Here is a 12,754-nt window from a genome sequence, read left to right as displayed (position 1 = left end):
ACCGGGGGAGTCAGCCGGCCGGCCGCACCAGATGCGTGGTGAACCAGTCCTGGGCAAGGTCCGCGACCCGGTCCAGGGCGCCCGGCTCCTCGAACAGGTGGGTGGCGCCCGGGACGATCGCCAGCCGGTTCTCGCACTCCAGCGCGTACTGCGCCTGCCGGTTGAGGTCGATCACCGTGGTGTCGTCGCCGCCCACGATGAGCAGGGTGGGCGCACGCACCCCGGACAGGTCCGCCCCGGCCAGATCGGGGCGCCCGCCGCGCGAGACCACGGCGCCGACACCCGAGTCCGTCCCGGCGGCGGCCCGCAGCGCCGCCGCCGCTCCCGTACTCGCCCCGAAGGAACCCACCGGGAGGGCCACGCGCCGCCGCAGCCAGCTGGTGGTGTCCGCCAGCCGCCCGGCCAGCAGGCCGATGTCGAAGACGTTGGCGCGGTAGACCTCCTCGCCGGGCGTGAGCAGGTCGAAGAGGAGGGTGCCCAGGCCGGCCCGGTTCAGCGCCGTGGCCACCGAGCGGTTGCGCGGGCTGTGACGGCTGCTGCCCGAGCCGTGCGCGAACACCACGACCGCCTCGGCGTCCCCGGGAAGCACGAGATCCCCGGGGAGCGGGACCCCGCCCGCGTCCACCTCGACCTCCTCGGACGTGGCGTGACCACCGGAAGCCCGTGCCAGCAGGGAGACGACCTCCTCGTCGGAGGTCTGGGAGAAGTCCCGGTACCACTCACCCACGGCGGAGAAAAGGCTCGGCGTGGAGAGGCACACGACCTCGTCCACGTCCTCGCCGAGCCTGACGACGACATCGGGCGACGCGACCGGCACGGCCAGCACGACATGGGCGGCCCCCTGCGCCCGTACCACCTGGCAGGCGGCCCGCGCGGTCGCTCCGGTGGCGACCCCGTCGTCCACGACGACCACCGCGCGGCCCCGCAGCGGCAGCCGCGGCCGGCCCTCGCGGTACGACTCCACTCGCCGCGCGAGCTCCGCTTCCTCGGCGCGCTCCACGGAGACGAGATCCTTCTCCCGGACTCCGGCATGGCGGACGATCTCGTCGCTGATGACCCTCACCCCGCCCTCGCCGATGGCACCGAACCCCAGTTCCGGGTGGTAGGGCACGCCCAGCTTGCGGACCACGATCACATCGAGCGGGGCGCCGAGGGCCTGTGCCACCTCGTACGCCACCGGAATCCCGCCGCGCGGCAGCCCCAGTACGACGGGATCGCGCCGCTCCAGATGCCGCAGCGCGACGGCGAGCCGCCGCCCGGCATCCGTGCGGTCGGCGAACAGCACAGTGGTTCACCTCCAACAGGGGCGCACCCTTCCACCTCCGAGACCATCGCATGTGCCCGGATTCGGCAAGTCGGGGACGGCGGGCGTACGGAGCGAATCGGGGTGGTGCTGATCGACAGGCCGGGACCCCGGGCAAGCACGGGTCGGGGCCGAGGCGCCACCGATACGATCGGTGCATGACGACCCCGGAGCGCCAAGAACCACCGAAGATTACGGAGGAGTACTTCCTCGACACCGCCACCGATGTCGAAGCGGAGGCAGAGAACGACGACGCGCTCCCCGATATCGCACGCCCGTGGAACCCGGAACAGATCAGGGTCAACACACGGCAGTTCTCGCTGCGCAACGCCCTCGACATGATCGACGACGAATCGCTGGAGCTCGCTCCGGACTTCCAGCGAGGTCGCGTCTGGAAACTGGGTCAGAAGTCCCGGCTGATCGAGTCGGTACTGCTGCAGATTCCGCTGCCCGCGTTCTACTTCGCCGAGGACACCGACGGATTCATGCGCGTGGTCGACGGCCTCCAGCGCCTTTCGACCATCCATGACTTCGTCCGGGGCGGACCCGACGCGGGATTCGCGCTGAAAGGGCTCGAATACCTCAACACGACGGTGGAGGGGAAACAGTTCGCCGATCTCCCCGCCCCGTGGAAGCGCCGCATCAACAACGCTCAGATCGTCGCGCACGTGATCGACCCGACGACGCCCACGGACGTCATGTACGACATCTTCAAGCGCATCAACACCGGGGGCACGCCGCTCAGCGCACAGGAGATCAGGCACTGCATGAGCGGCGACCGCAGCCGCGCCGTCCTCAAGGAGATGACGTCGACCGCGGAGTTCAACAATGCGACGAACAACCTCGGTGGGCACATCCGCATGAACGACCGCGAGATGGCGCTCCGGTTCGCGGCGTTCTGGCTGATGGGCACGGGCGCGTACGCGAAGTACGCCGCGATGGAGCCCTTCCTCCAGCGCACCACCTACCTGCTGGACACGGAGAGCGAGGTGAGTGACGAGCGGATCGACAAGCTGAAGCGCGCCTTCGGCGCCGCGATGGGGAACGCCCGGATGCTCTTCGGCGAGTACGCCTTCCGGAAGTGGCCGGTGGATGCGAACGGCAGGAACCCGATCAACAGGGCCCTGTTCGAAGCATGGTCGATCACCCTCGCCGACTACCATCCGGACGATTTCCGACACCGCAAGCAGGACGTCGTGGACGCGGCCCGCGACCTGATGACCCACGACTACCAGTACCTCGAGGCGATCACCTCGTCCACCGGTGACGTGCGGCGTGTCAAGTACCGTTTCGAAGCCACCGCGCAGGCCGCCGAGGCGGGCGAGTGATCAGCGCCCTGGGCATCCGCAACTTCAAACGCTTCAGCGACGCCTCTTTCGCCCTTCGGCCGCTCACGGTGCTCACGGGCCTCAACGGCACGGGGAAGAGCACCACGATCCAGGCGTTACTGCTCGCCCGTCAACTGACGGAGGCGGGCAGTGCCGGGGTGGTGCAGTTGAACGGACCGTACGGGCTGGCGCTCGGCGAGGCGCACGAAGTGCTGCACCCGGACGCCGTCGACTCGGCCATCGAGATCCGGCTCGAGAGCGACCGCGTCGAAGCCCCGAGCGTCCACCGCTTCGAGGTTCCCGACGAACAGGCTCTCTATTTGTCGGTGGCGGGTGCCCCGGGCGAGCCGCTGTCCGAACTGACTGGTCGTGGCTGCGGGTTCACCTACCTCTGCGCGGAACGGCTCGGCCCACGCGACCAGCTGGGGGTGTCCGCCGAGCACCCGGAACGGATCGGTGTAGGGGTGCGGGGGGAGTACACCGCTCAGGTTCTCGCCCTGCACGACAGCAAGCAGGTGCGCGCCGAGCTGCTCCACCCGGACACCGCCGCCACGCACGGGGTGACCATTCTGCGTACGCAGGTCGAGACCTGGGCTTCCGACATCATCCGGCCCATCAAGATCACCGCGCAATGGCCCCCTGGTATCACCGCGAGCACCATCCGCTTCCAGGAGCCAGGCCTGCTCAGCGAACCCATCCGGCCCACCAACATGGGCTTCGGTTTCTCGTACGCCCTGCCGGTGATCGTCGCGGGACTACTGACCCGCCCCGGTGATTTGCTGATCGTGGAGAACCCGGAGGCGCATCTGCACCCGGGCGGACAGTCCAAGCTGGGACGATTCCTGGCCCGGGTGGCGGGGGGAGGGGCCCAGGTGATCGTCGAGACGCACAGCGACCATGTGCTCAACGGCGCCCGGCTGGCCGTCGCGGAGGAAGGCGTACTGGCCCCCGAGGACGCGATCGTCCAGTACTTCGGCGCGAGCGGTACGGAAGTGGCGTCAGCCATCGAGTTCACCCGCCAGGGTGAACTCACTGCGTGGCCCCGGGGATTCTTCGACCAGATCCAGCATGACTTGGGAGGGCTGGCACGTGCCAGGCGAGGGGGAAGGTGAACCGTACCGGTTCGTCGTGGACGAGTCGTCCTTCGACTTCAGCGGACTCGACCCACGCCGACTGGGCGATCTGATACACCGGTTCAACGGTGCCCTCGAGGAACTGAGCACGCTGCACACGGTCGCCGTGTCGCCGTTCTGGATCGACACGGAATGCGGTGAGGGAGGGCGGAGTCTCTACGAGATCCTGTACGAGAGCGTCGAACCGCAGGGCCATGACGAACGGTTGCTGATGGGATCGCTCATGGACAGGTGCCCGTCCTGGGAGACCGGACTCGCCGGCCTGGCGGACCAGGTCGGAATCGGCAAGGCCGCACCGTGCACGGCGTGGTCGCTGGGATATGCGCTCTGGCACGGATTGCGCGGACATCGCGTGGCCTGCCTGACCTTCCCCCTGCCCGGTCCCAGGGGCTGGCACCCGGTCACGGCCGAAGGGCGGAAGACCGACGTCTATCTCCTTGCGGACACCGCCGCCCTGCCCGGCTTCTGGCGCGAGCTCTTCGCGCGCGAGAACGTCTCGGAACACGACTTCTTCGACCGGGTGGGCGAAGCCTTCCCTGACCTCGTGTTCGCGGACTCGCTCACCTTCCGCAAGTTCGACGGGGCGTACGCGGAGTTGCGTGACTGGGTCGTCCATGTGCTGACCGTCCTGCACGACCATTTCGCGCATGCCCTGGTCGCGCACCCGGGCAACACCCGTTTCGTCCAGCAGGAGATCGGGAGCCACGGCCTCACGCTGTCCCCCGAGAGCGTGAACACGCGATCGAAGAAGAAGGTGATGAAGCAGCGTGAGGTCGACCACGAGGGCGAGATCTACCTGTGCGAATGGCATGCCAAGCAGCACCCCGCGCGTAACCGGGTGCATTTCAGCCTTCCCGAGCAGCGACTCGGCGACCGCATACTCGTGGGCATCTTCGTGGACCATCTCGACACGTAGCAGGACGAAGTGCTGCGGGCCGGGAGCATGGTCCCGCTGACCTGCTGGGCAGGCCCGGCAGAGACCCGCATCGCGGTCCCTCAGTCCGCGACGTGGACTCCGTAACCACGGGCGAGGTCGGCGAGGCCGTGGTCGTACCCCTGCCCGACGGTACGCAGCCGCCATACCGGCCCGCGGCGGTAGAACTCGGCGAGCAGCATGGTGCGCTCCGTGGTCGCGGCGTCGAGAGTGGACTGGGCGAGGGGTGCGGCGCTGGTGCCGGGAGCGGCGGTGATCTGGATGGCGCCGACGTCGCCGAAGGTGAGTACGCCGTCGACGGCCGCCGCGACGACCACCCGGCGGACGGAGGGCGCGAGCGCGCCGAGTCGGACGCTGACGGTCTGCTCCGTAGGCCCGTCACCGAGGATACGCACCGTACCGGCGGGGTTCTCCGGGGCGCCGTAGAACACGAAGTCCTCGTCGAAGGAGACCTGTTCGTCCTCGTCGACGACGAACGCGACGATGTCGATCTCGCAGTCCGTCCGCTGGGCCCAGGTGGCCGTGACGGTCCACGGGCCCGAAGAGGTCTGACCCGCGGGCAGGTCCAGGACGCCACCTCGTGGCATTACGTGCCGGGCCTGTCCCCGGCCGCTCCGCCCGTTGGGCGGCTCGATGGCCGGCGCCTCGATCCAGGCGGCCGGATGCGTGGGAAATTGCAGCGCGTTGATCCGGCGCATGCGCCGGTCGGCTGCGCCGTCGGTGAGCAGTACGACATCGGTGACGCTCGCGGAGAGATTGATCGCCGCGGATCCACCGAGCTCGACGATGCGGGTGCGGGCGGCCACGGCCTCTGGGTGGGTGCCGCCGAGGACAAGGACCCGCCGTCCGGCCAGGGGCTCGGCCACGGGCAGGGTGGAGGGTGCCGCGGCCTGGGCGGGGACGGGAGCGACAACCGGTTCCGGAACGGGAGTGACAGCCGGTTGCGGAACCACGGTGTCGGCCGTCCCCGCGTGCCGGGTCCCAGGGCGTACGTCCTCGAGCAGGCGGAGGAAGGTGAGTTCGTCGATCACGGGAACGCCCTCGGCGAGGGCACGTCTCGCCTTGAGGGATCCCGAAGCATGGTCATGGGTGACCAGAACGCTGGTGTGACGGCTGACGGAGGACATCACGTTCAGCCCGGCGGAGACGGAACGTCCGACCAGCTCAGGCCGCGGGGTGGCGGTCTCCCCGGTGACGGCGACCTTCATTCCCTGGACCAACGGGCCGTCGGCAGCCAGCCGCCCCGGGTTGCGGAAGTCGCACGAGGCCTTGGGCGACCCGGGCGTGAACGTCGGGTCCTGGCGGGGCGGACAGGCGACCAGAGGCAGCGGCAGATCGAGCTGCGCAGCATCCCGCAGGGTGCCCCGCAGTACCCCCGCCAATACGCGGCTGTCGTCCAGGGCATCGTGGGCCGCCACTTGCGTGACGCCGTAGTGGGCGGCCAGCGTGCCCAGCCGTAGGTCCTCGGTCGGCGGATCCACCCGCCGGTTCAGTGCCAGGGTGCACAGGCGCTGGGTGACCGGGAGGGTCAGCCCCGCCCGTGCGAACTCATGGGCGAGGAAGTCGTAGTCGAACTGGGCGTTGTGGGCGACCAGTACCCGGCCCTGGAGCATCGCGCCGATCTTTCCGGCGACCTGATCGAAGGTCGGCGCGCCCCGCAGCCGTTCGGCGGTGAGTCCGTGCACATGCACCGGACCCGGATCGCAGCCCGGATTGAGCAGTGCCGAGAACTCGCCGGTCTGCACGCCGTCCGGACCGAGAGTCACCACGGCGACCGAGAGGACCCGGTCCCGGCGTGCCACCAGCCCGGAGGTTTCCACGTCCACCACCGCCCAGTCGTAGGCGTAATCCCGCAGACCGGGTGTGTCGAGAGCGACGGACGTGAGAGACATGACGGTAAGAATGGCCGGATATCAGGCTGCCCTTCAACCCGGATGACTATTCATCCGCATATGTCCTCGCGACGTGGTGACCGGCCGGCGGGCACCGATCAGATGCCACGCCCGTCGGGCAGGATGCGGAGTGCATGCCTGGCTTGTCTCTCGTGTGACCTGAGGGAGCTCTGCGGAACGGCTCTTCGGCCACCGCCGAACGCAGTGAGAGCGTGCCGGGTCCTCGTCCAAGGTGCTTGCCGTCATTTCCGGGCCGTTGACGCAGGTGGCTGTTTGCTGCCGTGTGGCTGGCCTGTCACGCCGTTGTGGAGGCTAGCCCGTTTCGTTCGGATCATCTGATCGGTGGTCTGGGTGTGTCGTTGACTGACGCGCAGTGGGCGTGGTCGGTGGCGACGTACGTGGGGAGCGCTCCTGCCCCGCGCTTACCGAGCGTCGGGAGCCATCACCCGGCGGGGAGCACCTGGCCGGACGCACTACGGACGGCCGTAGCCTCGGCCTGTCCCCACGTGAGCACGTCCGGCCCGCAGGGCGGGGCCGACAGGGGGAACATCCCCGACGGCCCGGCTTCCCGCAGCCGCAATCCCAGGCCGGATCCGGACCGGATGCGAATCTGACATTGTCCAGCAGTTGTCCTGCTCGGCAGGGCTCAACGATCGGGAAACGCGCAATGGGCGGTGCGAAAGACCCTTCGAAACCGACGGAATTCCCGCCCTCGGTCATCGGAGAGATTCAGTCCGCTCTGGGAAAGCGTCTGGACGACGTGGCCAAGATTTTGGCCGGCGCCCTTGTGGCGGTGGCCGGCGTCATGACCACCTTGGGGCTCAACAGCAAGTTCGTGTTCGTCGCCCTCAACAACAGATCGTGGCCGATCTACGTGGCCGCCCTCTGCGCCATCATCTCCATCGTCTGCAGCATCGCCGCCCTGCTCATCCGCCCCACAGAACGCGGGGTCCTGTGGAAAACGGGCGTGCTCGTCCTCGGCGTCATCTTCTATATGGCATCCCTGAGCATTGCCGTGGTCGGCGCCGCCCAGGCCGCAGGCGGCAACGGCCGCCCGACCATCACCGACGTCAGACTCGTCGGACCTCGCTCGCTCTTGCGGCTGCGCTTCGGTGTGCGCGCCGACGGTGTCCAGAAGTGGTCGCGCATCGAGGTGTCCGTAAGCCCTGTGAATCCCTCCGAGGAAGGGAGAGACCTCTACTGGAGTGTGCTCAGGCCTGACGAAGAGGGGAAGATCGCGCAGCAGATCGACATCCCGCTCTCGCCTCCGGCCGGAACGTCAGCGGTCTCGATTTCGGCCGCCAACCCCGATGAGTCCGAGTCGGGGAACTGCGATGCCAGGACGCAGCACGGGCCTGCGTGCACGGAGATCGACATCCCCTGACTCGGACCAACTTTGACGGGATCGCCGCTGGACTCGAATCCAGAGATGGTTGCGCCACGCTGGTCCGAGGGGCCCAGGATCCACGGTCGGTGTCGTCGTCGCGTCCGCGCTGGTGGGCGGTTCGATCGGCGCGGCGACCGCCGCACGCCAGCACAGCAAGACGCGCACCGCCCGCTGCGCGGCGGGCCAGCCCCGGCCCGGCGCCGCGCGAAAGACGCCGGCGCCCGCACTGCCGGCCGGGGACTGGCGTCGCAGAGCCGCAGCACGGCATCACGCTCCACACGCCACGACCTCGGGGCGGCACCAGGACCGGTCTCGGCAAGGCGGGCTCGGCCGGTAACCGGACAGCGCCGGACCGCCCTCGTGCTCCTACGGGGCCGGTCCGGTGCTTACGTTGGTTGAACGTGCCCCCAGTTGTAGACCTCCAGGCGGTCGAGCCGGAACCCGGGAAGGTGCGGAGCCGAAGTGCGTACGTCGTCGCGAGGGCTGATTTGCGTCGGGATCCGGGCCGGGTCAACGTAGACGGCTTCGTACAACGCGGAGGCAGCGAACTCCTCGTCTCCGGCCTGGATGTCAGTGCTGTCGATCGGGGTCCGGGTAACTGGTGTGTAGAGCGGGCGTTCCATCGGCAGCGTGACGGTCGGGGCCATGGCGTCGATCTCCGTGACCAGGTCGACGGGTATGTCTCGCAGGCTGGCGGCGCGGGCTTCGATGCCGCTCATCAATTCCATGACGCGCCGGTCCTCCGACCAGATGCGGTCATCGAGGAACCGACGCAACTGTTCGGACAGCTGCCGTACCGTTGCCTGGGTGCGTTCGGCGGCGTCCAGCCAGGCGTGGGGCATGCGCCGCATCCGCGAATCCGGCTCATCGATCGCGTCCGTGGCCTCGACCTCGGCCAGCGACTGCTTCAGTTCCTCTTGGCGCCGGTAGGACAGCAGGAAGTCGTAGAACGCTTGGAAGCTGCGGCCCTGGTCCGACTTGGAGATGCTTTCCCGGCTGCCCAGCACATCGTCGAGCAGCTCGCCCTTGGCTCCGTCCCACACAGCGATACGCTGGCGCAGGTCCCGGTCCAGATCCCGAAAGTTCGCCTCGACCTCACGGAAGTCGGCCAGCAGCTCGTGCGCGGTCGCGGTCACCTGCTGGTACCGATCTCTCAGCCCCGCGCGGTCGAGTACGGACACCTCGCCGTGCTCGACACGTGCGATCTCCTCATCGAGCTCCAGGCGTCGGCGCTTCAGCTCATCGAGCCGCGCTTCTGGATTGCTCTCGGCCCCGAACTTCATCTGCCGCAGCAGCTCGAAGACGGTGTTGAGGCGCGACTCCGTGCCGATGAAGGAACAGGCCTCCAGGGAGCGGACCCACGCGACGGCCCTCTCCACGGCGGATGTCGCGTCGTAATGCGGTTCGTCCGAATCCGGCGGATAGTACTTGCGCGCCAGCCCGCCTGCGTGGCCGACCAGTCGTCCAGGTACGCCTTCGCGGACTTGGGAAACGCCTGCGCTCCGAGCCGTTCGTTCAGCGCGTACAGCTCATCATCCAGTCGGTCAGCCAACTCCACACCTTAGATCGAACGGATTCCCTGCTCGACGAAGACCTTGTCGAACTCCATGTACCCCGCCCTCAAATGCCCGCAGTCTTCTCGGGTCGCTCCATACCCACGCATACACGGTAAAGGGCGCCACTGACAATGCGGCTGCAAACGTCCCTGACCAGCAGGTTCGCTGGCAGGCTGGAGGGAGAGCGGGCAGGTCAGCGCCGATGCCGGTAGGGGTCCGTGTACGGCTCCATGGACTGGCGGACCTCGTCCCGGACCGGATCCATGAGCGGGCCCGGGGCGTAGTACCGGGCGCGGGCCTTGCCCTGGGGGATGAGCCAGCCGCGGGCGACGAGTTCCCGGATGTCGCGGATGGCTTGCTGGTCGCTGAGGTCGGCGTCCTGCTGGTAGACGGTGCGGCGCACCTTCGCGTCCGAGAAGGCGGGCAGCAGGGCGTAGACCACCCGCTCGTCCAAACCGGCGGCCTCGACGCCTTCGACCAGGCGGGTCCAGGCCCGCGACATGACGTCGAAGCGGCGCTGGGCCTGCTGGGCCTGGCGATGGTGGGCGGTCAGGCAGAACCGGATCCATGGGCGGGTGTCCCGCTCGGGGCTCCAGTGCGGGCCGCCCACCTCCTCCAGGATCTGGTAGTAGGCGTAGGTGTTCTGTCCCCGGCCGAGCCATTCCTCGATGGAGGAGAATTCGGGCGGCATAAGGGCCTCGCGGGAGAACACCAGAGTGGACAGGGCGCGGGACATACGTCCGTTGCCGTCTTTCCACGGGTGGATCTTGACGAGGTTGAGGTGGGCCATGGAAGCGCGGACGTGGACGGGGATGTCGAGATCGCCCTCGTTGAGCCAGTCGATGAACTTCGCCATAAGAGCGGGAACGTCCGCCTGGTCCGGTGCGGTGTAGGCGGGGACCAGGGGGTCGTCGGGGCTGGTGACGTAGACGGGTCCGTCGCGCCAGCGGCCGGGGCGTTCGTCGAGGTGGTGGCCCTGAAGCATGAAGTGCAGGCCGTTGAGCAGGCCGGCGTCGTAGCGGAAGCCATCTCCGGCGTCGGCGAGGGCCTGGATGTAGGTCATGCCGCGCTGGTAGCCCTCCAATTCGGCACGCGTCTTCTCCCCGGTCTCCAGAGGCTCCTCGCCAGACATGAGAGCTTCCACGTCGTCGACCGTCGCCGCATACCCCTCGATGGTGTTCGATCCGGCAATCGCGCGGGCGGTGAGGTTACGGCGCAGCTGGCGGGTCCAGCGAGGGGTCGCCCGGAGCATGTGGCGCAGGGAGCGGCGCATGCTCTCGATCTCATCGAGGGCCTGCAGGTCGTCGGCAGTCAGGGAGGGAATCGCATACAGCATGTCTTCACGACATGATAATTGTGTCATCTAGTCAAGCGGGTGGTCCGAATTAGATCACCGTGGACGGAGCGGTCTTGCCGAGGTAGATCTTGAACGCCTCGCGGATCTGCCCACGGGTGTAGCCGACGGTGTTGACGTTGGCCGGCACGACTTCCCGCTCGTATCCGCGCTTGCGGGCGGACAGGTACTTGACCACGCTCGATGCTCCCGTGTTGGACACGAACAGGTTGCGGGTGGTCCGCAGGTCGGCGTGCAGCCCCTCGAAATTGCGCGCGTGGCCGATGCCGACCCGGCTGGCGGTGTAGTACTTGCACTCGATGGCCAACAGGCATTTGTTGCCCCGCGGTGCCATCCGGATCTGCCGTGAGAGCGCCGCCTCGTCGGCGGGCAGGATCAGGACGTCGCACTCGTGCAGCACGCCGGAGTTGCCCTGGACCTGGACGCCGAGGTGAACCTCCAAAGCCGGGGCGCGGTGGAATTCCACCACGGCGTGGGTGTACGGGTGTGTGGTGCTGTACAGCTGGCCGGGGCTGGTGCGGAACACCAGATTGTTGACGGCGTTCCCGTCGACATCCCTGTAGCGGACGGAGGCTCCCAGGCTGCTCGCGGTGGAGGTTGCCAGGGAGAAGAGGTACCCCTCATAGACGTCCCAGGGCTGAGATGCGGAGGTGTAGGAGACCCCGGGGCCGGCGAGCAGGGTCTGAATCTCGTGCAGCAGGGTGTTGACGGCGCTCATCGGCTGATCTCCTCGCGTGCTTCGCGGAACAGGTTCTGAAGGTGTGCGCGGGTGTCCTCGGGAAGGCGGGCGGCGACTTCATGGGTCTGATCGCGGCGCCCGCTGAGTTCCTCGTCGGGGACGAACCGGACGCCGCGCACGGGTGCGCGGTGCAGATCATCCTCAGCGTTCACGATCTTGAGGGTTTCCGCTTCGATCTCGGGCAGTTCCAGGAACAGCCGGCGCAGCGCGTCGAGATGCAGTTCCGTACGCTCGCGGGCGGTCATGGGGCGGGTGGTTACCACTACGGACGCCCCGCGTTTGAGGGACCTGTGAAAAGTGTCCGGGCCCATATCCGCGATGGCGAGCGCTTCGTACTCCTCGGTGTGCGTGCCGCGGCGGCGCTGAAGGAGCTTCTCCTCCGCGACGCCCGTGGCGATGGCCTCGTCAAGTTCATCGATCAGCCAGTCGAGTCCAGCGGACCTGATGAGATCCCTGAGCAGATCTTCCACTTCACGCATTTCGAGTGCGTTCACTCTGTCCTCCGGTCTCGCGTGGGATGGGCGTGGGCTGAGGGCCACAAGTCGGCTGAGCCGCCCAGCCAAGGTGGGCTTCAGGATTCACGGCGGTGCACCGGGAGCTGCTGCAGCCCGGTGCGGACGTCATTCCGTTACCAGCCCCGGATGCGACGGCCGTGGTCCGTGTCCGGGCCGAGGATCGCGTCGGCCACCCGGCCGCCGGAGTCCTTGGCGCCGCCGCCGAAGTTGAGGGTGCCGACGGCGTTGGCGCTGGCGGCGACCCCGTCCCAGTAGCGGGCCTCGCGCTCGAAGCGCACCGGCTCGAGGAGGCGTACCAGCTCCTCCGAGCTCAGCCGCGTGCTGATACTCGCCCAGCTCGTCGCCTGATGGGCAGCGATTTTAACCGCCTCTGACCTGCATAAACGTGTGCCCCCGGCAGGACTCGAACCTGCGGCCAAGCGCTTAGAAGGCGCCTGCTCTATCCACTGAGCTACGGGGGCCGGGTGTCGGCCTGGTGCCTCGGAGGGCCTGGTTCAAGCCATCCGCGACGTTTCCGGGACAAGGATAGGGCTCAGATCACCTCGTCCTGGTTGCTTCACCTGCGTGGCACGATGTGGAGGTTCAGTGAAGCGAACCGATAATCGCAGGTGGG

11 protein-coding genes and 1 tRNA gene are annotated in these 12,754 nt (G+C 68.0%); 4 read left to right on the top strand and 8 right to left on the bottom strand.

The window, feature by feature from the left end; genetic code table 11:
- Positions 1-10: 10 nt before the first annotated feature.
- Positions 11-1,285 carry a phosphoribosyltransferase family protein gene (locus ACWD04_RS03990; RefSeq protein WP_451127826.1) on the bottom strand — a complete coding sequence of 425 codons (1,275 nt, stop codon included), beginning with the start codon at positions 1,283-1,285 and terminating at the stop codon, positions 11-13.
- A gap of 176 nt (positions 1,286-1,461) precedes the next feature.
- Here ACWD04_RS03990 and ACWD04_RS03985 point away from each other — a divergent pair, with 176 nt between their 5' ends.
- The 3 genes from ACWD04_RS03985 to ACWD04_RS03975 are packed head-to-tail and all read left to right on the top strand — an operon-like array spanning position 1,462 to position 4,680.
- A complete protein-coding gene (locus ACWD04_RS03985) occupies positions 1,462-2,631 on the top strand; it encodes a DUF262 domain-containing protein (protein WP_451127824.1) in 1,170 nt (389 codons plus the stop codon).
- The gene (locus ACWD04_RS03980; RefSeq protein ID WP_451127822.1) at positions 2,628-3,743 is read left to right on the top strand and encodes a DUF3696 domain-containing protein; all 1,116 of its coding nucleotides are present in this window, start codon (positions 2,628-2,630) and stop codon (positions 3,741-3,743) included. The genes ACWD04_RS03985 and ACWD04_RS03980 overlap by 4 nt, the downstream gene beginning before the upstream one ends.
- A 16-nt stretch (positions 3,744-3,759) precedes the next feature.
- A complete protein-coding gene (locus ACWD04_RS03975; protein ID WP_451127820.1) occupies positions 3,760-4,680 on the top strand; it encodes a hypothetical protein in 921 nt (306 codons plus the stop codon).
- 80 nt (positions 4,681-4,760) lie between these two features.
- On the opposite strand, the gene ACWD04_RS03970 is transcribed toward ACWD04_RS03975, so the two are convergent.
- Positions 4,761-6,590, bottom strand: a complete 1,830-nt coding sequence (locus ACWD04_RS03970) for a TerD family protein (RefSeq protein WP_451127818.1) — start codon at positions 6,588-6,590, stop codon at positions 4,761-4,763.
- A 667-nt stretch (positions 6,591-7,257) separates the two neighbouring features.
- Here ACWD04_RS03970 and ACWD04_RS03965 point away from each other — a divergent pair.
- Positions 7,258-7,974, top strand: coding sequence for a hypothetical protein (locus ACWD04_RS03965; protein WP_451127816.1), 717 nt, complete (start codon positions 7,258-7,260; stop codon positions 7,972-7,974).
- A gap of 389 nt (positions 7,975-8,363) precedes the next feature.
- Here ACWD04_RS03965 and ACWD04_RS03960 read toward each other — a convergent pair whose 3' ends face one another.
- The 6 genes from ACWD04_RS03960 to ACWD04_RS03935 all read right to left on the bottom strand — a co-directional run bounded on the left by ACWD04_RS03960 (position 8,364) and on the right by ACWD04_RS03935 (position 12,602).
- Positions 8,364-9,416 (bottom strand): DUF3375 domain-containing protein, encoded by a 1,053-nt coding sequence (locus ACWD04_RS03960; protein WP_451128386.1) that lies wholly within the window; start codon positions 9,414-9,416, stop codon positions 8,364-8,366.
- Between the two features lie 310 nt (positions 9,417-9,726).
- Positions 9,727-10,869, bottom strand: a complete 1,143-nt coding sequence (locus tag ACWD04_RS03955; protein ID WP_451127814.1) for a Fic family protein — start codon at positions 10,867-10,869, stop codon at positions 9,727-9,729.
- A 49-nt stretch (positions 10,870-10,918) separates the two neighbouring features.
- Entirely contained in the window at positions 10,919-11,605 is a 687-nt protein-coding gene (locus ACWD04_RS03950) for a hypothetical protein (protein ID WP_451127812.1), read from the bottom strand.
- Positions 11,602-12,120, bottom strand: a complete 519-nt coding sequence (locus ACWD04_RS03945) for a hypothetical protein (RefSeq protein ID WP_451127810.1) — start codon at positions 12,118-12,120, stop codon at positions 11,602-11,604. The genes ACWD04_RS03950 and ACWD04_RS03945 overlap by 4 nt, the downstream gene beginning before the upstream one ends.
- A gap of 134 nt (positions 12,121-12,254) precedes the next feature.
- Positions 12,255-12,419, bottom strand: a complete 165-nt coding sequence (locus tag ACWD04_RS03940; protein WP_451127808.1) for a hypothetical protein — start codon at positions 12,417-12,419, stop codon at positions 12,255-12,257.
- 110 nt (positions 12,420-12,529) lie between these two features.
- Positions 12,530-12,602, bottom strand: a tRNA-Arg gene (locus ACWD04_RS03935).
- Positions 12,603-12,754 lie beyond the last annotated feature (152 nt).

This window comes from Streptomyces sp. NPDC002911 (assembly GCF_053591835.1).
This window is presented reverse-complemented; position numbering and strand designations above follow the sequence as displayed.

Coding starts and splice junctions, on each gene's coding strand:
- ACWD04_RS03985 (WP_451127824.1), top strand. CDS start 1,462: ATGACGACCCCGGAGCGCCAAGAACCACCGAAGATTACGGAGGAGTAC.
- ACWD04_RS03955 (WP_451127814.1), bottom strand. CDS start 10,869: ATGCTGTATGCGATTCCCTCCCTGACTGCCGACGACCTGCAGGCCCTC.
- ACWD04_RS03950 (WP_451127812.1), bottom strand. CDS start 11,605: ATGAGCGCCGTCAACACCCTGCTGCACGAGATTCAGACCCTGCTCGCC.
- ACWD04_RS03965 (WP_451127816.1), top strand. CDS start 7,258: ATGGGCGGTGCGAAAGACCCTTCGAAACCGACGGAATTCCCGCCCTCG.
- ACWD04_RS03970 (WP_451127818.1), bottom strand. CDS start 6,590: ATGTCTCTCACGTCCGTCGCTCTCGACACACCCGGTCTGCGGGATTAC.